The 19,578-nt window shown below is 53.4% G+C and carries 21 protein-coding genes and 1 tRNA gene; 18 read left to right on the top strand and 4 right to left on the bottom strand.

Going from position 1 to position 19,578, the window contains the following annotated elements; all coding sequences use genetic code 11:
* Positions 1–259: 259 nt before the first annotated feature.
* Positions 260–619, top strand: a complete 360-nt coding sequence (locus DJ564_RS26865; protein ID WP_109634633.1) for a potassium channel family protein — start codon at positions 260–262, stop codon at positions 617–619.
* A 54-nt stretch (positions 620–673) separates the two neighbouring features.
* A complete protein-coding gene (locus tag DJ564_RS32225; RefSeq protein WP_371921997.1) occupies positions 674–1,051 on the top strand; it encodes a hypothetical protein in 378 nt (125 codons plus the stop codon).
* Here the strand turns inward: DJ564_RS32225 and DJ564_RS26855 are convergent.
* Positions 940–1,251, bottom strand: a complete 312-nt coding sequence (locus DJ564_RS26855) for a DUF3077 domain-containing protein (protein WP_109634632.1) — start codon at positions 1,249–1,251, stop codon at positions 940–942. The two genes, DJ564_RS32225 and DJ564_RS26855, sit on opposite strands and share 112 nt — an antisense overlap.
* A gap of 737 nt (positions 1,252–1,988) precedes the next feature.
* On the opposite strand from DJ564_RS26855, the gene DJ564_RS26850 reads away from it, so the two are divergent.
* Genes DJ564_RS26850 through DJ564_RS32105 form a run of 4 tightly spaced genes read left to right on the top strand, consistent with a single transcriptional unit; the run spans position 1,989 to position 6,798 of the window.
* Positions 1,989–2,786 carry a Dam family site-specific DNA-(adenine-N6)-methyltransferase gene (locus tag DJ564_RS26850; RefSeq protein WP_109634630.1) on the top strand — a complete coding sequence of 266 codons (798 nt, stop codon included), beginning with the start codon at positions 1,989–1,991 and terminating at the stop codon, positions 2,784–2,786.
* Between the two features lie 15 nt (positions 2,787–2,801).
* Positions 2,802–4,049: a metallophosphoesterase gene (locus DJ564_RS26845; protein WP_109634629.1), complete on the top strand. Its 1,248-nt coding sequence runs from the start codon at positions 2,802–2,804 to the stop codon at positions 4,047–4,049.
* Between the two features lie 5 nt (positions 4,050–4,054).
* The gene (locus tag DJ564_RS26840) at positions 4,055–5,836 is read left to right on the top strand and encodes a hypothetical protein (RefSeq protein ID WP_109634627.1); all 1,782 of its coding nucleotides are present in this window, start codon (positions 4,055–4,057) and stop codon (positions 5,834–5,836) included.
* Positions 5,833–6,798 (top strand): hypothetical protein, encoded by a 966-nt coding sequence (locus DJ564_RS32105; protein WP_162556245.1) that lies wholly within the window; start codon positions 5,833–5,835, stop codon positions 6,796–6,798. Before DJ564_RS26840 ends, DJ564_RS32105 begins: the two co-directional genes overlap by 4 nt.
* Positions 6,799–7,231: 433 nt before the next feature.
* Here DJ564_RS32105 and DJ564_RS26835 read toward each other — a convergent pair whose 3' ends face one another.
* A complete protein-coding gene (locus tag DJ564_RS26835) occupies positions 7,232–7,561 on the bottom strand; it encodes a hypothetical protein (protein ID WP_109634625.1) in 330 nt (109 codons plus the stop codon).
* 149 nt (positions 7,562–7,710) lie between these two features.
* A tRNA-Leu gene (locus tag DJ564_RS26830) sits at positions 7,711–7,795 on the bottom strand.
* Between the two features lie 107 nt (positions 7,796–7,902).
* Here DJ564_RS26830 and queA point away from each other — a divergent pair.
* From queA to DJ564_RS26800, 6 genes are all read left to right on the top strand, one after another.
* On the top strand, positions 7,903–8,952 hold the full coding sequence (queA, locus tag DJ564_RS26825) for a tRNA preQ1(34) S-adenosylmethionine ribosyltransferase-isomerase QueA (RefSeq protein WP_109634623.1): 1,050 nt from the start codon (positions 7,903–7,905) through the stop codon (positions 8,950–8,952).
* A 14-nt stretch (positions 8,953–8,966) separates the two neighbouring features.
* On the top strand, positions 8,967–10,082 hold the full coding sequence (tgt, locus tag DJ564_RS26820; RefSeq protein ID WP_162130724.1) for a tRNA guanosine(34) transglycosylase Tgt: 1,116 nt from the start codon (positions 8,967–8,969) through the stop codon (positions 10,080–10,082).
* Between the two features lie 43 nt (positions 10,083–10,125).
* Positions 10,126–10,464, top strand: coding sequence for a preprotein translocase subunit YajC (yajC, locus tag DJ564_RS26815; protein WP_109634621.1), 339 nt, complete (start codon positions 10,126–10,128; stop codon positions 10,462–10,464).
* Between the two features lie 63 nt (positions 10,465–10,527).
* Positions 10,528–12,396 (top strand): protein translocase subunit SecD, encoded by a 1,869-nt coding sequence (gene secD / locus DJ564_RS26810; protein WP_109634619.1) that lies wholly within the window; start codon positions 10,528–10,530, stop codon positions 12,394–12,396.
* A gap of 9 nt (positions 12,397–12,405) precedes the next feature.
* Positions 12,406–13,320 carry a protein translocase subunit SecF gene (gene secF, locus DJ564_RS26805; RefSeq protein ID WP_109634618.1) on the top strand — a complete coding sequence of 305 codons (915 nt, stop codon included), beginning with the start codon at positions 12,406–12,408 and terminating at the stop codon, positions 13,318–13,320.
* 120 nt (positions 13,321–13,440) lie between these two features.
* Positions 13,441–13,989 carry a glycine zipper 2TM domain-containing protein gene (locus DJ564_RS26800; protein ID WP_010457893.1) on the top strand — a complete coding sequence of 183 codons (549 nt, stop codon included), beginning with the start codon at positions 13,441–13,443 and terminating at the stop codon, positions 13,987–13,989.
* Between the two features lie 251 nt (positions 13,990–14,240).
* On the opposite strand, the gene suhB is transcribed toward DJ564_RS26800, so the two are convergent.
* The gene (gene suhB, locus DJ564_RS26790; RefSeq protein ID WP_008014726.1) at positions 14,241–15,059 is read right to left on the bottom strand and encodes an inositol-phosphate phosphatase; all 819 of its coding nucleotides are present in this window, start codon (positions 15,057–15,059) and stop codon (positions 14,241–14,243) included.
* Positions 15,060–15,204: 145 nt separating this feature from the next.
* Between suhB and trmJ the strand changes: the two genes are divergently transcribed.
* The 6 genes from trmJ to iscA all read left to right on the top strand — a co-directional run bounded on the left by trmJ (position 15,205) and on the right by iscA (position 19,570).
* Complete coding sequence (gene trmJ / locus DJ564_RS26785) at positions 15,205–15,975, top strand: tRNA (cytosine(32)/uridine(32)-2'-O)-methyltransferase TrmJ (RefSeq protein WP_109636211.1); 771 nt, start codon at positions 15,205–15,207, stop codon at positions 15,973–15,975.
* 2 nt (positions 15,976–15,977) lie between these two features.
* The gene (gene cysE / locus DJ564_RS26780; protein WP_008147732.1) at positions 15,978–16,754 is read left to right on the top strand and encodes a serine O-acetyltransferase; all 777 of its coding nucleotides are present in this window, start codon (positions 15,978–15,980) and stop codon (positions 16,752–16,754) included.
* A gap of 237 nt (positions 16,755–16,991) precedes the next feature.
* Positions 16,992–17,483 (top strand): Fe-S cluster assembly transcriptional regulator IscR, encoded by a 492-nt coding sequence (gene iscR, locus DJ564_RS26775; protein ID WP_007903581.1) that lies wholly within the window; start codon positions 16,992–16,994, stop codon positions 17,481–17,483.
* 51 nt (positions 17,484–17,534) lie between these two features.
* Positions 17,535–18,749 carry an IscS subfamily cysteine desulfurase gene (locus tag DJ564_RS26770; RefSeq protein WP_010457878.1) on the top strand — a complete coding sequence of 405 codons (1,215 nt, stop codon included), beginning with the start codon at positions 17,535–17,537 and terminating at the stop codon, positions 18,747–18,749.
* Between the two features lie 82 nt (positions 18,750–18,831).
* The gene (iscU, locus tag DJ564_RS26765) at positions 18,832–19,218 is read left to right on the top strand and encodes a Fe-S cluster assembly scaffold IscU (protein WP_003443374.1); all 387 of its coding nucleotides are present in this window, start codon (positions 18,832–18,834) and stop codon (positions 19,216–19,218) included.
* Between the two features lie 28 nt (positions 19,219–19,246).
* Positions 19,247–19,570, top strand: a complete 324-nt coding sequence (gene iscA, locus DJ564_RS26760) for an iron-sulfur cluster assembly protein IscA (protein ID WP_007903589.1) — start codon at positions 19,247–19,249, stop codon at positions 19,568–19,570.
* The last annotated feature ends 8 nt before the right edge of the window (positions 19,571–19,578 follow it).

Genomic DNA, 19,578 nt, shown 5'->3' with positions numbered 1-19,578 from the left:
AAGGCAGCTTGCCACGCTGCTTTTGATTCAACAGCACCAAAGCGACGTGTTCGGTTCTTTCTACGACCTTCTATTGAGTCTAGAAGAGTGCGGCCGGAGGCGTCGTCCCTGAATGGTCGGGGACTATGTGCAACGCTATCGCGAATCGTGCTTGAACCACCCCCGACCCGCTGCTGATGCACCAGTTTCCAGCGCTTGTGCCAAGCTGATGGAGTGTTAATACGCCTGCCGCTCAGGCAAACCTCAGGAAGCCCATGACATGAAGCCCACTCATGCATCGCACGTCCGTCGAGAATTCTTCAAAGCAATCGGGTTCTACTTGCGTGTTGTCTGGCCGATCTTTTCCGTACTGTTTTTTCTTATCGTGCTGTTCGGCCTCATCATCAGCTACCTGGAGGGGTGGGATCCTTTTGACGGCATCTATTTCGGCTTCGTGACCGGTTTGACCATTGGCTATGGAGAACTCGTGCCGAAACTTGGCGTCTCGCGGATTCTGGCGATTTTGTTGGGGTTCAACGGGGTGCTGATGACCGCGATATTTGCGGCGATCAGTGTTCGGGCGATTGAGATTGCAGTGCGGGCGGCGGGGCAGGACGAGCCGGGTAAGCCGACGGCGTGAAGTCATACTTGGTTGCTACTGGAAGGGGAGCAAATCACCGCCTCCTGCAAATCCATGCGCGACGGCTTGGTGTTTGCCAACAAACGCATCATCGCGGTCAACGGGCAGGGCATCACCAGCAGGTCGAAAGCCCCGAAAGAACTCGGGGCTAACAATGCCAGTCAATTCACCGCAAACCCTGTAGGAGCAAAGCTTGCTCGCGAAAGCGCCAGACCATCCAACATCAATCCTGAATGCCCTACCATCATCCCAAGCAGTCCGCTCCCCCAGACTTCACACCTCGCCGACCGACATCAGAACCATCCCGCCATTCCCAGCCACTACCCTTCAGACTCCGCCCCCGCCCGCTTAGACGCCAGCTCATTGTCCCGATCCCGATTCAGCACCTTCACCGCATCATCCACCACCGCCTTACTCATCGCCGTCAGATAATGCGCGGCCCAGGCGTGGCGGTCGGTGTCTGTGGCGTAAGCAGCATCTTCGGTCAGCTTCTTGGCGAGAAACAGAAAGTCAGAAGCCATGGATAGGGCATCGCCGAGCGGGACGCCGCGAGTGACATGGAAGAGTGGTTGATCCGCGCAGTAGATGGCGGGTGTCAGGCCAATGGTTTGGAGTTCTGGTTGATCAGTCATTTGCCGCCTCCAATGACGGAGAGGCGATGGGAGAGGGTGGACAGTGGGGCATTACGCAACTGGGAGTCACGTTGAGGGGAAAGCCAAATTTTGTACGGATTGATGCTGCGCATTATCAGACTCCTTGATATGTGAAGCTGCCGCATTCGTTTCCACACGAATGGGTGACAGCTGTGCGCAGGGTGGAAAACCGGGAATCAAGGAAACCGGCACGCCCGAAGACGTCCCACGCACAGCCGCCATAACTCACGCCGCAGGCATAAAAAAAGCGCCGGCAGACGTGATGGGGCGCTGTTGCGCCTTGAATTACACGGGTTTCCACACCCGGTCGCTGAATTGGCAGCGACGGTGGGAGGGTATCGTGCAGACCCCGTTCCTGCAACCTTTGAGAGCCCCTAGATCAACCACTAGGGTTGGAAATCGCCAGCATTATGCGACGCAGAAAGTATCCCTACGCATATCTCGGAATAGCCCTACATCCCGTTGGCTGAGATCCGAAATCGTCCCAGATCTCATTTATTTCTATGATGAAAAGGTAGCCTGTCCTCCGTTTTCACAACTCTTTCAACGAATCTGTCTATCTGCTGAGTTTGCGGGTACGCTACGTTGAATGGAGCTCTGTCCCACTGTTTTACCCGGCTCCGCGCAATGGGTGACGAGAGAGATTCGCTCCCAACGAGTACGACGAGGTTAATTGAGCCTGTCGAAATGAAAAAATGTCTTATTAGGGTTTAACTTTGGATCCGCTTTTTCGATGGGCAGGCAGCAAAAAGAAACTGCTTTCTAGCATTAAGGATCGGTTTCCTAAAGAATTTAATCGGTATCACGAGCCATTTTGTGGTTCCGCCTGTCTTTTTTTTGATGTCTTGCCTAAGAATGCAGTTCTTTCTGATATGAACGAAGAGCTGATGCTTGCATATAGGCAGATTAAAGAAGTGCCTGGTTTGGTATATGATCATCTGGAAGCATTTGAAGTTAATAAAGAACGGTACTACGAAGTTCGAAGTCTTCGCATCGATAATTTGTCTTTAGAAGCCCGCGCGGCCAGATTTATTTACCTGAATCGCCTTTGTTTTAACGGTGTTTATCGTACTAATAAAGCGGGTCTATTTAATGTTCCGATGGGCACAAAGACAGGCAAGATGCCAACAAGAGATGTTATCGAAAAATATTCCTTAGCTTTAAAGAATGCTGTTCTTTTGAATGGAGATTTCGGTGGGATATTGCCAGGGGTTAATCGAGGCGATCTTGTCTATTTAGATCCTCCTTACTCAAAGCCTGAGGGGCGAATGAGGGGGGAATATGGACCGAATTCTTTTCATTTTGACGATATAGATCGACTGATTACAACTTTAGAAGAAATAGATAGAAAAAAAGCTTATTTCATTCTTTCTTACAGCGATTGCGAAATAATTAGATCTGCCTTGAAGCAAAAATGGAATGTGGAAAATATTAGTGTTAAGCGGCACGTAGCCGGATTCAGCGCGCATAGAAGAATTGTTGAAGAGTTAATAGTCAGTAATTTTTCCCATTGATTGTCGAGACTATACATGGAAAGTTCTGGGATAAAGATTAATGTCGCAATAATAAGTGACTTGCATATTGGTGGGGGTGCCAAGAGCAAGGACTTCTCTGTTGATAATGTCTCCGGAGCTGTAATCGACAATTACCTTGACCAGTTTAAAGAGTTCGTGGTTAAGGAGAATATTAAAGCAGATTATTTAGTGGTTCCCGGAGATATAAGCAATAGTGCTGATAAAGAAGAGTTTGTGCTTGCCTCCTCGTTGATAAAGCAGATTGCTGTGTCACTGGGTGTGGAAGAGAAAAAAATACTCTTCTGTCCTGGAAATCACGATGTTGATTGGAAGACGATTACAGCTTTGAGAGCGTTGCATCATAGTGAAAGTGATGTAATTAGATCTAAGTATCTGAATTTTCACTCTGGCGGCCTTGTTTTTAGTGATAATCTGACTAGTGCAGATGGTAGGTTTGACGAATCCCCTTACCTGGTGTCGTGGGAGTTTGAGGATGTCCTAGTATGCTCGTTGAATACTGCTGTATTCGATGAGTCGGACAAAAAACCTCATCATGGAGAGGTGAAGCCCGCGCAGTTAATGCAGATTGATAAGATTTTGAGTGACAAATCTGCCACGAAAAAGTTAAAGATTTTTATCTTTCACCACCACCCTAAACAGTATTTAGATAGTACTTTTCCACTTGCAGATTTTAGCGCGATGACAAATGCTGAAGGTCTGTTAGATATTTTGTCGAAGTATGGTTTTGATTTTGTCGTACATGGTCATAAGCACATTCCTCGATTTACTATGCAGATTCAAACAGTTGGTCATCCATTATGGATTTTGTGCGCGGGTAGCTTTAGTGCTAGTTTGGATAATAGGTATTTTGAAGCTGTAGGTAATAATTTCCACTTGATTGAATTTCATGATCGTTGCTCTAAGACGCAATATGCTCGAGGTGTCGTCAAGTCTTGGACTCACTACTCTGGGCCTGGATGGATGCAAAGCCAAGCCAAGGGGTCTGTCGATTCGCAACATTATTTTGGTGCTTTTTTACCTCTGCCTCAGTTGCAAGCAGAGCTTCAGTTACGACTTGGTTCAATCCTTGAAGAAAAAAAGTTTGTTGAATGGAAAAGTTTTGTTTCCGTAAACCCGGAACTCAAGTACTACACGAATGAGTCACTCCGCGCATCACTAAAAGCAATTCAGGGGGAGCTAAATGCAACCCTTCATGAAATTGATAATATAAATCTTGATCAGCTTGTTATCCTCAAGAGGTGAAGAAAATGGAATTTTCCGGTTCTCTGAAAGCGTCTAATCCTTTTGAAAATGATAATGCTAGAAATAGTACTGTTGAAGATCTTCCAAAACAGTTTGTTTGGACGAAAGCATTTAGTCGTCTTATATCAGCCAAGAATCATATCGTGTTAGGGGCTAGAGGTTCAGGTAAGACTGCGATAATTAAGATGCTGTCACATGAATATCTTTCGAAGTTGAATAATAAGGAAGCGGTAGAAATAATTCGCTCTCGGAAATTTGTTGGTATATATGTTCCGATGAGGCTTTCATGGGTAGGGGGCCTGAAGAATAAAGTTTGGCTTAGCGAGGCCGAGCATGAGAGGCATTTTCAATGGAGATTGAATATTTCATGCTGCTCATCATACTTGGCTACTCTCCGCAGCTGCATTGATTGTTATTCTGAGAATGCCGGGCAGAGAGCGCTTACAGAGCGTAACATCGCTGAAAGAGTGGGTAAGTCTTGGTTTGGTAAGGATAATATTTACAGTATAAGAGAGTTAAGAGAGACGCTTGCGGATATTGAATACGAAAAGCTATTGAATGAACAGCGTGCTAGAGTCGATAGCAATGTAACGCCTGAAAGTGTCGGTGCTGCTTTTGAGTTGGGGTTGTTTGAGCCGCTAAAGCGAGCTATAGATGTTACAAAGAGATTTATCGATTTTCCTGCTGATGTAGCTTGGGCCGTTTGCTTAGACGAGGCGGAGTACTTAAGTAAACTGCATCATATAATCTTGAATTCGCACCTTAGAACCTTTGCAGATGGCTTGGTTTTCAAGATCACAACCATGCCATATAAACATTATTCTTTGGATACCAATACAAGTGTGCCGTTGAATCGAAAGGATGATTTTACGTATATTTATTTGGATAACATAGATGTTGCTGCTCGTGGTGGGAAAAATAGTGAATTTGAATCACTTAAAAAGTTTTGTGAAGATATATTTGAAAAGCGAATAAAAGATAGTGTTTGGGGTGGAAGCGGTATTTCTTTAGAGTCGCTTTTGAGCAGCTCTTATCTTCTGTCAAATGAGGAGAAAGTCGACCAGGATGGTATGATAAAACTGATTGATAAATATGCGAATGATAGGACCAAGCGAAGAGCTCACGATTTGCTTGGGACCAAAAAATTTGACGACGAGATAGGAAGGAAATTAAAGGGGGCACTTCTTTTAAGGGACTTCGGTGCTACTCATAAGGGGAACTCCAGGATTACGGCTTATTCTGGCTATGAAATGGTTATAAGGTGCAGTGATGGTAATCCTAGGCGCCTCATAAGTCTGCTTAATGCCTTTTACAATGCCAGTAGTGAAACCTCGGGTTTTAAACCGATATCAAATGCTACTCAAGACAAGATATTAAGACTTTATTCTTTTGACGAGTACAGGCGGATGGTATTTGAACCTAATCAGGGTGAGAAGATATACGATATTATTTCCTTGGTGGGTAAGTACTTTAAACATCTGCTTCATTATCAGAAGCTAGGTACTGATATGACTCTTTCCTTTAGGTTTAATCTGAATGATGAGGCTCTGTGGGGAGTCGTTGCGGATGCCATAGGTCTTGGGCTAGTAAGGCCAATGGTGGAGAGGTCGGATTACGAGACGTTGCCTGTCATGAACGGTGTATTTAGACTGTCTTATATATTGTCCCCGCATTTTGATTTGCTACCCCGCCGAGGGAAGGATGTGGCACTAAGCACCATCTTGGCTTTTGGTGTCGATCGGGGATTGGATCGAGGTTTAACATTTCAGCAGATGGATTTGCTATGAGTACTTATTTGGATGTAACAGATATATCGTTTAATGAGGTTGAAGGAGCTTCATACGACTTGGCGATATTTGCTTGCGGCTATGAGGAGCGATCAGTTTTTTTTCCAGGGATGCGCTCTTCAAAGTTTGGCAAGGTTTTGTTGTTAGGTTTTTCGTCAAGTTCTACTAATGAAGTTTTTTTGTTGAATAAAGAATTCTATCGTCAGAATTTTTCTCTTTCCCCTATTTTTCTTGAATATAACGACCTTAACCAAATATTTAAATGTTTGCTTGGTGCGTTTTCTGAAATTGAAATAAGTGAAGGTAAAACGGTTAGAATTGTTGTTGACTACTCTTCAATGCCGCGATTGTGGTATTCCGAAATATTGAATTTTATAAAATGTTTCGATTTCGGTGTGCCTGTGGCTTGCGATTTTGTATATTCGGTTGGTGAGCATTCATCATCCAATGTTATAAGTCAGTTAAGTGAGCCAATAGTCTTGCCGGGCTGTGAGGCGGTATCTGCGTATAATAGAGAAACTATTGGGATTTTTAGTTTGGGTTTCAGTGAGGGTGGACCAATCTGCCTGCATCATAAAATCGAACCCGATAGAACCTTTTCACTTGTCGCACGACCAGGTGCGTTAGATGACTACACTGACAAAACTCTGAGTATAAATAAGTTTTTTTTAGATAACTTCTCGAATGGAACTGTTTTTTCTCCACTAACAAGTGTGCAGCAGTGTTACGATACTATTCGTGAGATTTTTTACCCGTATATAAATTCGGCTGTTGTAGTTATTGTTCCATTTGGTCCAAAGCCGCACGCGTTAGCGTCTATTGTTGCAGCTATGAATTACCCGGAAGTTACGTGCTTATATTCAAGCTTGGGTAGTACTGGTTGTCCCGTAAAGCCAACAACTGAATTGGTGCTTAGTCGTATTTTAAAACTTGAAAACTCACCATATCAAAAGCTTTCTTGATTTATGGGAGATGGTTGCGTAATTAGCAATTTTCTTCCGCTGCGGGGTATCTTGGGGTGTATTGGAAATAGGGGGCAGGCCACTTTTTAATGAATCATAAGGGGGGGCTGTCCCGTTTTCTCCAGAGATGGATCGTCTGCCATTACAACCGTATAGGATAAACAGTAGGAGGGTGAATACTCTGCGGGAAATCCTTAGATGTCGATGCCATTTCGCAATTTGGCGTGGTAATCCGTCGAAACAAGTGCAAACGCATTAATAGCACTCCGAGTTTTGTGGGCGATATGTGGTAAGTATTACTCGTTTTAGAGTTGCGGCAATCCGCGGCGAAAAGCGGCGCGAGATGCATTGCCACGCGGAGCGTAAGAACGAACAAGGGCGGGATTGGAAGGGCACCTTGTTATGCATCCACGATTGCGTGGGGCCGATTTATTCACTGAATGTCTTTCAGATAATCCTTGAGCGCGATAAGCGGGGCTTCAAGCTTCTCCATCGTCTGAATACTGGCAAATTCAGCCGCCAACCTCTTCAATTCCCGCCCCAGCGGCTTATCCACACCACCGATGGCTTCCAGTGCCAATCCCACACACTCATCCACTTTCAACTGAATCGTCTCGACATCCCCCTTACGCACCAGCAACCCAAACACCTCCCGCTCATAATCACTCATGATCGGATCATCCCGAAGAATCGGACTCGAATCCTCCGTCTCATAAGCAAGCTTGAGGCAGAACAGGGCGACGGTTTCCAGCAGCAGTTCCATGGGGTGAATCCTTGAGAATTGTCGTACCAACCGAGAACGAGAAGATCAAAAGCATCGCCAGCAAGCCGGCTCCTACAGGTCGGCGGGGTGTCAGCCACTTTATCGCAGACGAAAAAAAAGGCCTTGCTAAGCAAGACCTTTCTTAATTTTGGTGCCCCGAGGGAGACTCGAACTCCCACTCCTTTCGAAAACGGATTTTGAATCCGCCGCGTCTACCAATTCCGCCATCAGGGCTCAATGGCGGCGAAGTATAGAGATGAGATTACCGTCGGTCAATCAGGTACATAGAGAATTTTCACTATTTCGGCTAGACTTCCGGCCCCTGCTAGACGAACCCCATCATGCGCGTTGCTGACTTTACTTTCGAACTCCCTGATTCGCTGATTGCTCGCCACCCTTTGGCCGAGCGTCGCAACAGTCGCCTGTTGACCCTTGATGGGGTCAGCGGCGCCCTGGCGCACCGTCAATTCACTGATTTGCTTGAGCATTTGCGCCCGGGCGATTTGATGGTGTTCAACAATACCCGGGTGATTCCGGCGCGGCTGTTTGGCCAGAAGGCTTCCGGCGGCAAGCTGGAGATTCTGGTGGAGCGGGTGCTCGACAGTCATCGCGTGCTGGCCCATGTGCGCTCCAGCAAGTCGCCGAAGCCGGGTTCGAAGATCCTGATCGATGGCGGTGGCGAAGCCGAGATGCTGGCGCGTCATGATGCGTTGTTCGAGCTGGGGTTTGCCGAAGAGGTGTTGCCGCTGCTCGACCGCGTCGGGCACATGCCGCTGCCTCCTTATATAGACCGCCCGGATGAAAGCTCGGACCGCGAGCGCTATCAGACCGTGTACGCCCAGCGCCTGGGCGCGGTGGCGGCGCCGACGGCGGGGCTGCATTTCGATCAGCCGCTGATGGAGGCGATTGCCGCCAAGGGCGTCGAGACGGCGTTCGTGACCTTGCACGTGGGGGCGGGTACGTTCCAGCCGGTGCGGGTCGAGAAGATCGAAGACCACCACATGCACAGCGAATGGCTGGAAGTCGGCCAGGACGTGGTCGATGCCGTTGCCGCTTGCCGCGCTCGTGGTGGTCGGGTGATTGCCGTGGGGACCACCAGCGTGCGTTCCCTCGAAAGTGCCGCGCGCGATGGCGTGCTCAAGCCGTTCAGTGGCGACACCGACATTTTTATCTACCCGGGCCGGCCGTTTCATGTGGTCGATGCCCTGGTCACCAACTTTCATTTGCCCGAATCCACGCTGTTGATGCTGGTTTCGGCGTTCGCCGGTTATCCCGAAGCCATGGCCGCTTATAAAGCCGCCGTGGAGCATGAATACCGCTTTTTCAGCTACGGTGATGCGATGTTTATCACCCGTAACCCCGCACCACGTGGCCCTGAGGACAAAGAATGAGTCGCCAAAGTCGTATGTCGTTTGAGTTGCTTGCTACTGACGGCAAGGCTCGTCGCGGTCGTTTGACCTTCCCGCGCGGTACCGTCGAGACCCCGGCCTTCATGCCGGTGGGCACGTATGGCACCGTCAAGGGCATGTTGCCTCGGGATATCACCGCGACTGGCGCGGAAATCATTCTGGGCAACACCTTCCACTTGTGGCTGCGTCCTGGCACTGAAGTGATCAAGAAGCACGGCGACCTGCACGATTTCATGCAGTGGAAAGGCCCGATTCTGACTGACTCCGGCGGTTTTCAGGTGTTCAGCCTGGGCGCGATGCGCAAGATCAAGGAGGAGGGCGTGACCTTCGCTTCTCCGGTCGATGGCGCCAAAGTGTTCATGGGGCCGGAAGAGTCGATGCAGGTCCAGCGTGACCTGGGCTCGGACATCGTGATGATTTTCGACGAATGCACGCCTTACCCGGCCGACGAAGACGTCGCTCGTATCTCCATGGAGCTGTCGTTGCGTTGGGCCAAGCGTTCGAAAGAAGCCCATGGCGACAACACGGCGGCGCTGTTCGGCATCGTTCAGGGCGGCATGCACCAGGATCTGCGCATGCGCTCCCTGGAAGGCCTCGACAAGATCGGCTTCGATGGCCTAGCCATCGGTGGTCTGTCGGTGGGCGAGCCCAAGCACGAGATGATCAAGGTGCTGGATTACCTGCCGGGCCAGATGCCGGCTGACAAACCTCGTTACCTTATGGGCGTTGGCAAACCGGAAGATCTGGTTGAGGGTGTGCGCCGCGGTGTGGACATGTTCGATTGCGTGATGCCAACCCGTAATGCCCGCAATGGGCATCTGTTCATTGATACTGGCGTGCTGAAGATCCGAAACGCGTTCCATCGCCATGATGATTCGCCGCTCGATCCGACCTGCGATTGCTATACCTGCCAGAACTTCTCCCGCGCTTATCTGCATCACCTGGACAAGTGCGGCGAAATGCTGGGGAGCATGCTCAATACCATCCATAACTTGCGTCATTATCAAGTGCTTATGGCTGGTTTGCGCGAGGCTATTCAACAGGGTACATTGGCCGCCTTTGTCGATGCCTTCTACGCCAAACGCGGGTTACCTGTTCCGCCTTTGGACTGAGTTTTCTGACCCCAAGATTCAACATTTGCAACTGGAGTGCTAAATGAGCTTTTTTATCTCTAATGCCATGGCTGACGCTGCTGCACCTGCTGCTGCCGGCCCAATGGGTGGCGGTTTCGAGTGGATTTTCCTGGTCGGTTTCCTGGTCATCTTCTACCTGATGATCTGGCGTCCACAGGCCAAGCGCGCCAAAGAGCAGAAAACCCTGCTGGGCAGCCTGCAAAAAGGTGACGAAGTTGTGACCACCGGTGGTATCGCCGGCAAGATCACCAAAGTGTCCGACGACTTCGTTGTTCTGGAAGTCTCCGACACCGTCGAAATGAAATTCCAGAAAGGCGCCATCGCCGCCACGCTGCCAAAAGGCACGCTCAAAGCGATCTAAGTTTCAACTTCTACTCAATCGACGGGGCGCGCAAGGCGCCCCGCGTCATAAGCGGGCGGCGTGATGCTGAACAAATACCCTCTGTGGAAATACATTCTGATCCTGGCGGTGCTGGCGGTCGGTCTGATTTATTCCGCTCCCAATTTATATCCTGATGACCCGGCCATTCAGGTCAGCGGCGCAAGCACTTCGCTGCAAGTCACTCAGGCTGATCTGGATCGTGTGAGCGCTGCGCTCAAGGAATCCGGGATCAACGTCAAGGCAGCCACGCTGGCGGCCAATGGCAAGGGTGGTCTGATTCGTCTGACCAAGGCTGAAGATCAGCTGCCGGCCAAAGACGTTGTGCGCAAGGCGTTGGGTGATGACTACGTCGTCGCGCTGAACCTGGCACAAACCACCCCGCAATGGCTGCGCAACCTCGCTGCGCACCCGATGAAGCTGGGTCTGGACTTGTCCGGTGGTGTGCACTTCCTGCTCGAAGTGGACATGGACAAAGCCCTCGACGCACGCTTGAAAGTGTACGAAGGCGATGTAAAGAGCCTGTTGCGTAAAGAGAAACTGCGCTATCGCAGTCTGCCGCAACTCAACGGCGCCATTCAGCTGGGTTTCAGTGATGAAGCTTCCCGCGAACAGGCCCGTGCGCTGATCCGCAAGAACTTCAACGATTTCGACATTGTTCCGGCCGACCTCAATGGTCAGGCGGTGCTGCGTCTGGCGATGACCCCGGCCAAGCTGGCGGAAATCCGCGAATACTCCATCAAGCAGAACTTGACCACGGTACGTAACCGCGTCAACGAACTGGGTGTTGCCGAACCGATCGTTCAGCGTCAGGGCGCCAACCGCATCGTGGTTGAGCTGCCGGGCGTACAGGACACCGCAGAAGCCAAGCGTATCCTCGGCAAGACGGCCAACCTTGAGTTCCGTCTGGCCGCTGAGCCGGGCGCTTCGAAAGCCACTTCCGAAAGCTTCGAGTTCCGTGAAGGCAATCGTCCGCCGGCACAGATCGAGCGTGGCCTGATCATCACCGGTGACCAGGTGACTGACGCCAAGGCTGGCTTCGGCGAGCACGGCACGCCAGAAGTGAACATCCGTCTGGATGGCCACGGTGGCGAGCTGATGAGTCGTGCGACCCGCAGCAACGTCGGTCGCAGCATGGCGGTGATCTTCATCGAGCAGCGTCCGGTCACCACGTACACCAAACAAATGGTGAACGGTGTCGAGAAAGACGTAGCGGTTCAAACGTTTAAAGAAGAAAAGAAGATCATCAGCCTGGCGACCATCCAGTCGCCGCTGGGTGCTCAATTCCGCATCACTGGCCTGAACGGTCAGGGCGAGTCGTCCGAACTGGCGCTGCTGCTGCGTGCCGGTGGTCTGGCTGCCCCGATGTACTTCGCTGAAGAACGTACCATTGGCCCGAGCCTGGGTGCGGACAACATCATCAAAGGTGTCGATGCATCGCTGTGGGGCATGCTGTTTGTCTCGCTGTTCATCATCGCCATCTATCGCTTCTTCGGCATCATCGCCACCGTCGCACTGTCGGTGAACATGGTGTTGCTGTTGGCCTTGATGTCGCTGCTGGGGGCAACGCTGACCCTGCCGGGTATCGCCGGTATCGTATTGACCATGGGTATGGCGGTCGATGCCAACGTGCTGATCTTCTCGCGGATTCGTGAAGAGATCGCGGCGGGCATGACCGTACAACGGGCAATCAACGAAGGCTTCGGCCGGGCATTTACTGCGATTCTCGACGCCAACCTGACCACATTGCTGGTCGGCGGGATTCTCTTTGCGATGGGCACAGGCCCGGTCAAAGGTTTCGCAGTGACCATGTCCCTCGGGATCTTTACCTCGATGTTCACGGCCATCATGGTGACCCGCGCGATGGTCAACCTGATCTTCGGCGGTCGTGACTTCAAGAAGTTGTGGATTTAAGGGGCTGCCATGTTACGTACAATCAACTTCATGGGCGTTCGCAACGTTGCGTTCGGCGTCACATTGTTCCTTACGGTGCTGGCTTTGTTCAGCGTCGCCACCAAGGGCATGAACTGGGGCCTGGACTTCACCGGCGGTACGCTCATCGAGCTGACCTACGAGCGTCCGGCCGATGTCACCAAGGTGCGTGAGCAGCTGGCTACTTCGGGCTATCACGAGGCAATCGTGCAGAGCTTCGGTGCGACTACCGATTTGCTGGTGCGCATGCCGGGTGAGGACCCGCAGCTGGGCCATCAAGTGGCCGAAGCGCTGCTGAAAGTCGGCGGCGACAACCCGGCGATGGTCAAGCGCGTCGAGTTCGTCGGCCCGCAGGTCGGTGAAGAGCTGCGCGACCAGGGCGGCCTCGGCATGCTGATGGCGCTGGGCGGCATTCTGATCTACCTGGCTTTCCGCTTTCAGTGGAAGTTCGCGGTCGGTGCCATCGTTTCGCTGATCCACGACGTGATCGTGACCATCGGTATCCTGTCGTTCTTCCAGATCACCTTCGATCTGACGGTGCTGGCGGCGGTACTGGCGATCATTGGTTACTCGCTCAACGACACCATCGTGGTATTCGACCGGGTTCGTGAGAACTTCCGTGTACTGCGCAAGGCCAGCCTGATCGAGAACATCAACATCTCGACCACGCAAACCCTGCTGCGGACCATGGCGACGTCGATCTCCACCTTGCTGGCGATCGCTGCTTTGCTGTTCTTCGGTGGCGACAACCTGTTCGGCTTCTCCATCGCCCTGTTCATCGGTGTTCTGGCGGGTACCTACTCGTCGATCTACATCGCGAACGTGGTGCTGATCTGGCTGAACCTGAGCAGCGAAGATCTGATTGCTCCTGTGGTTACTGACAAGGAAGTCGACGACCGTCCATAACGGCCATCGCTTTTCCAGCTGTCAGCCGAAAAAGGCGCGAGTTGAACTCGCGCCTTTTTTTATGCTCCAAGGCTGGGAGAAGCGCGGGCTTTGCCCGCATGTGATGGTCAGGAGGTTCATGTGAACAAGTCGTTGCTGGTTGGTGCGGTATTGGGTGCTGTCGGTGTAACTGCCGGGGGTGCTGTTGCCACCTACAGCCTGGTTAAAAGCGGCCCTGAGTATGCGCAAGTGCTAGCCGTTGAACCGGTCAAGACACAAATCAAGACGCCACGTGAAGTGTGCAAGGATGTAGCAGTGACCCGGCAAGCGCCGGTGAAAGACCAACACCAGATCGCCGGTACAGTGGTCGGTGCATTGGCAGGTGGTTTGCTGGGTAACCAGATCGGCGGCGGCACCGGCAAGAAGATTGCCACGGTCGCAGGCGCTGTCGGTGGTGGTTATGCGGGCAACAAGGTTCAGGAAGGCATGCAAGAGCGTGACACCTACACCACGACTCAGACTCGCTGTAACACCGTGAATGACATCAGCGACAAGGTTGTAGGCTACGACGTTCGTTATTCGCTGGACGGCAAGGAAGGCAAGGTGCGGATGGATCGTGATCCGGGCAACCAGATTCCGGTCGACAAGGAAGGCAAGCTGGTCCTGTCGCAGAATGAGCAGGCCCACTAACAAAGCTGAAATTCAGATTCAAAAGAAGCACCCTGCGGGGTGCTTTTTTTGTGCCCGAAATTTATGCCTCACCACAAGTCCCCTGTGGGAGCGAGCCTGCTCGCGATAGCGGTGTGTCAGCCTCCATTAATGTTGAATGTGGCTCAGTCATCGCGAGCAGGCTCGCTCCCACAGGAATCGTCGGTGTTTTCGGGGACGAATCCCAGGCATAAAAAAAGCACCCCGAAGGGTGCTTTTTTGTGGGCGTTCGCTTAGCGCTTCAGCGAAGCCGGCAGGTGCGGCTGGATCGCCGTCAGCACTGCTTTGAAGCACTTGGTGTTGCCGGCAACGATGTGGCCTTTCTCAAGGAAATCGTGGCCGCCGGTGAAGTCGCTCACCAAACCGCCAGCTTCCTGGATCAGCAGGGCGCCTGCAGCCATGTCCCACTCGGACAGGCCCGACTCCCAGAACGCATCGAAACGGCCGGCAGCCACGTAGGCCAGGTCCAGGCTCGCCGAACCTGCGCGGCGGATGCCGGCGGTCTGGCCCACCAGGGCGCGGAACATGCCCAGGTAGTTGTCGAGGTTGTCCATCTGGTCGTCACGGAACGGGAAGCCGGTACCCAGCAGGGCGCCGTCCAGGCTGGTGCGACCGCTGACGCGCAGGCGACGACCGTTCAGTTGGGCGCCGCGACCACGGCTGGCGGTGAATTCTTCCTGGCGAACCGGGTCCAGAACAACAGCGTGTTCCAGGCGACCGCGGTATTTGCAGGCGATGCTGACAGCGAAGTGAGGAATGCCGCGCAGGAAGTTGGTGGTGCCGTCCAGCGGATCGATGATCCACAGGTATTCTTCGCCTTCGATCCCGGTGCCGGCGTGCATGCCGGTTTCTTCACCCATGATCGAGTGATTCGGGTAGGCCTTGCGCAGTGCGTCGATGATTTTCTGTTCGGCGGCGCGATCCACCTCGGATACGTAATCCTTGGCGTCTTTTTCGTCGACCTTGATGGTATCCAGGCGCTCGATGGAGCGGAAGATCAATTCACTGGCGCTGCGGGCGGCGCGCAGCGCGATATTCAGCATGGGCTGCATGGATGTGTCACCTAAGGTTGTTAAAGAAAGCCGGGCATTCTATCAGAACTTTTCTACAGGTGAAGGTTGGTGTTCGCTTTCATAGCTTAACGGTAGGATGAACTGTAAGATTCTGCTCCCCATTTCTGTGTTCGAGACGCCTCCCGTGCTGCAAAACATTCGTGTCGTCCTGGTCAATACCAGCCACCCCGGCAACATCGGCGGGGCTGCGCGTGCCATGAAGAACATGGGCCTGTCGCGGCTGGTGCTGGTCGAACCGCGGCTGTTCCCGCACCACGAGGCCGATGCTCGCGCTTCCGGCGCCGGGGACATCCTTGAAAACGCGCAAGTCGTCGCCACCTTGGAAGATGCCTTGGTCGGCTGCAATCTGGTGCTCGGTACCAGCGCCCGTGACCGGCGTATTCCCTGGCCGTTGCTTGATCCCCGCGAATGCGGCGTGAAGGTGGTCGAGGAAGCCGCGTCGGGTGCCGAGATCGCCTTGGTCTTTGGTCGTGAAGATTCCGGCCTGACCAATGAAGAGCTGCAGCGATGTCATTATCACGTGCACATCCCATCAGACCCTGAGTTCAGTTCGCTGAACCTTGGGGCAGCGGTGCAGGTGTTGAGCTATGAAGTGCGCATGTCCTGGCTCGCGGCCCAAGGCCAGCCGAGCAAGGTCGAGAAGGATGAAGTGGCCTCCACCAAAAGTGGTGAGCTGGCGACCATGGATGAGCTGGAGCGATTCTATGAGCACCTGGAGCAAACCCTGGTGGCCATCGAATTCCTCGATCCGGAAAAGCCGCGGCACTTGATGGCGCGCCTGCGCCGGTTGTACGGTCGAAGCTCGGTCAGCCGGGCGGAAATGAATATATTGCGTGGCATCCTCACGGAAACCCAGAAAGCGGCCCGTGGCGAGCTTCTAAAGCGGAAGGATTAAAAATGTTCGAGCGTTTGCGTGAAGATATCCAGAGTGTTTTCCATCGTGACCCGGCAGCGCGCAACGCCTTTGAAGTCCTGACTTGCTACCCGGGCATGCATGCCATTTGGATACATCGCCTGTCATCGGCCCTGTGGGGCATGGGCTGGAAGTGGCTGGCGCGTCTGGTGTCGAACTTCGGTCGCTGGTTGACCGGGATCGAGATCCATCCGGGCGCCAAGGTCGGTCGTCGCTTCTTTATTGACCATGGCATGGGTATTGTCATCGGTGAAACCGCTGAAATCGGCAATGACGTCACCCTTTATCAGGGTGTGACCCTGGGCGGCACCAGCTGGAACAAGGGCAAGCGTCACCCGACATTGGAAGATGGCGTGGTGGTAGGGGCGGGCGCCAAGGTGCTCGGCCCGTTTACGGTCGGCGCTGGGGCCAAGGTCGGTTCCAATGCGGTGGTGACCAAGGCTGTGCCGCCGGGTGCGACTGTGGTCGGGATTCCGGGGCGGATCATCGTCAAATCCGACGAAGAGACAGACGCCAAACGCAAGGCCATGGCCGAGAAGATCGGTTTCGATGCCTACGGTGTTGGCGAAGACATGCCTGACCCGGTGGCGCGAGCCATCAATCAGTTGCTCGACCACTTGCAAGCGGTTGATGGGCGTCTGGAGGGGATGTGCGGGGCGTTGAAGGATCTGGGCAGTAATTACTGTGCGAAAGATCTGCCTGAGCTGCGCGAAGAAGACTTCGCCTGTGTGAAGGACAAGGATCAGAGTCAGGCCAGCTGAACTGCGCTGACCCCTTCGCGAGCAAGCCCGCTCCCACAGGATGCTCATCGTCCTTGTGGGAGCGGGCTTGCTCGCGAAGAGCGATAACGCGCAATTGCTGGCTGTACGCCGCCAGCCTTTGCTATGATGCGGCCGCTCTTTTGCGGGTAATCCTGACTAAAGTACTAGGTCTTATAGTTGACTTAAATACTCGGGAATTGCATACTCGCCCCATTCCGAACTCCGTGGTAATTGTCCATGCGACTGACTACAAAAGGCCGATACGCCGTAACCGCCATGCTTGACCTGGCGTTGCACGCGCAGCACGGGCCGGTGTCCCTGGCCGATATCTCCGAGCGCCAAGGCATCTCCCTGTCCTACCTCGAACAGCTCTTCGCCAAATTGCGCCGCAGCAATCTGGTTTCCAGCGTTCGTGGCCCGGGCGGTGGCTACCAACTGTCCCGCGACATGCAGGGCATCCAGGTCGCCCAGGTGATCGATGCGGTGAACGAATCGGTCGATGCGACCAAATGCCAGGGCCAGGGTGATTGCCATCAAGGCGACACCTGCCTGACCCACCACTTGTGGTGCGATCTGAGCCTGCAGATTCACGAATTTCTGAGCGGTATCAGCTTGGCTGACCTTGTAACTCGCCGTGAGGTGCAAGAAGTAGCCCAGCGTCAGGACCAGCGCCGTTGCAACAGCAAGGCGCCACGCCTGGACAAGATTGAAGCGTCCGCCGTCGAATGACAGCCACAGAGCCAAGCGGTACGCCAGCCAGCCTGATTTAGGAGATAGTCCATGAAATTGCCGATTTACCTTGATTACTCTGCAACCACCCCGGTTGATCCGCGTGTGGCGCAAAAGATGAGTGAATGCCTGCTGGTTGACGGAAACTTCGGTAACCCGGCGTCCCGTTCCCACGTGTTCGGCTGGAAAGCTGAAGAGTCCGTCGAAAACGCTCGCCGTCAGGTCGCTGACCTGGTCAACGCCGATCCGCGTGAAATCGTCTGGACCTCCGGTGCCACCGAGTCCGACAACCTGGCAATCAAGGGTGCGGCGCATTTCTACGCGACCAAAGGCAAACACCTGATCACCACCAAGATTGAGCACAAGGCTGTCCTCGACACCATGCGCCAACTGGAGCGTGAAGGTTTCGAAGTGACCTACCTCGAGCCTCAGACTGATGGCCTGGTTACACCAGCGATGATCGAGGCCGCTCTGCGCGACGACACCATCCTGGTCTCGGTCATGCACGTGAACAACGAAATCGGCACCATCAACGACATCGCAGCCATCGGCGAACTGACCCGCTCCAAGGGCATTCTGTTCCACGTCGACGCCGCTCAGTCCACTGGCAAGGTCGAGATCGACCTGCAGAAGCTGAAAGTCGACCTGATGTCGTTCTCCGCCCACAAAACCTACGGCCCTAAAGGCATCGGCGCGCTGTACGTCAGCCGCAAGCCGCGTGTTCGCATCGAAGCGACCATGCACGGCGGCGGTCACGAACGTGGCATGCGTTCCGGCACCCTGGCGACCCACCAGATCGTCGGCATGGGCGAAGCGTTCCGCGTAGCCAAGGAAGACATGGCGGCCGAGAACATTCGCATCAAAGCCCTGAGCGACCGTTTCTTCAAACAGGTCGAAGGCCTGGAAGAGCTGTACATCAACGGCAGCATGACCGCCCGCGTACCGCACAACCTGAACCTGAGCTTCAACTACGTTGAAGGCGAGTCGCTGATCATGGCGCTCAAGGATCTGGCGGTTTCGTCCGGTTCGGCCTGCACCTCGGCTTCCCTTGAGCCTTCGTACGTACTGCGCGCCCTGGGCCGCAACGACGAACTGGCACACAGCTCGATTCGCTTCACCTTCGGCCGTTTCACCACCGAAGAAGAAATCGACTACGCCGCGCAGAAAGTCTGCGAGGCCGTTACCAAGCTGCGCACCTTGTCGCCGCTGTGGGACATGTACAAAGACGGTGTCGACATTTCGAAAATCGAGTGGGCGGCACACTGATTTCAAGTCGCCGCAAACCGGCCCTGCAAACCAAGGTTTCAGGGCTCAAGAGCGACTCTCTGATGAGTGAGGATTAAGAACCATGGCTTACAGCGAAAAGGTCATCGACCACTACGAAAACCCGCGCAACGTCGGCAAGATGGACGCGGAAGATCCTGATGTCGGCACCGGCATGGTCGGCGCTCCGGCGTGCGGCGACGTGATGCGTCTGCAGATCAAGGTCAACGAGCAAGGCATCATCGAAGACGCCAAGTTCAAGACTTACGGTTGCGGTTCGGCAATCGCTTCCAGCTCCCTGGCAACCGAGTGGATGAAAGGCAAGACTCTGGATGAAGCAGAGACCATCAAGAACACTCAGCTGGCTGAAGAGCTGGCCCTGCCGCCAGTAAAAATTCACTGCTCCGTACTCGCTGAAGACGCTATCAAAGCGGCCGTTCGTGACTACAAGCAGAAGAAAGGCTTGATCTAAGCATTAAGCGACGAGTAAGGAGTCAACGATGGCTATCAGCATGACAGAAGCGGCTGCTCAACACGTGCGACGCTCCCTCAACGGGCGCGGCAAAGGTGAAGGGATTCGTCTGGGTGTTCGCACCACGGGCTGTTCCGGCCTTGCCTACGTGCTGGAGTTTGTCGACGAGGTGGTTGCAGAGGATCAGGTGTTCGAAAGTCACGGCGAGAAAGTGATCATCGACCCGAAAAGCCTGGCCTACCTGGACGGCACCGAACTCGATTTCGTCAAGGAAGGGTTGAACGAAGGCTTCAAGTTCAACAACCCTAACGTACGCGGTGAATGTGGCTGCGGCGAAAGCTTCAACATCTGAGGCTGCTC

This window comes from Pseudomonas sp. 31-12, assembly GCF_003151075.1.
Lineage (GTDB): Bacteria > Pseudomonadota > Gammaproteobacteria > Pseudomonadales > Pseudomonadaceae > Aquipseudomonas.
Note: the sequence above shows the minus strand (reverse complement) of the source record. Positions and strands in the feature narration are given on the sequence as shown.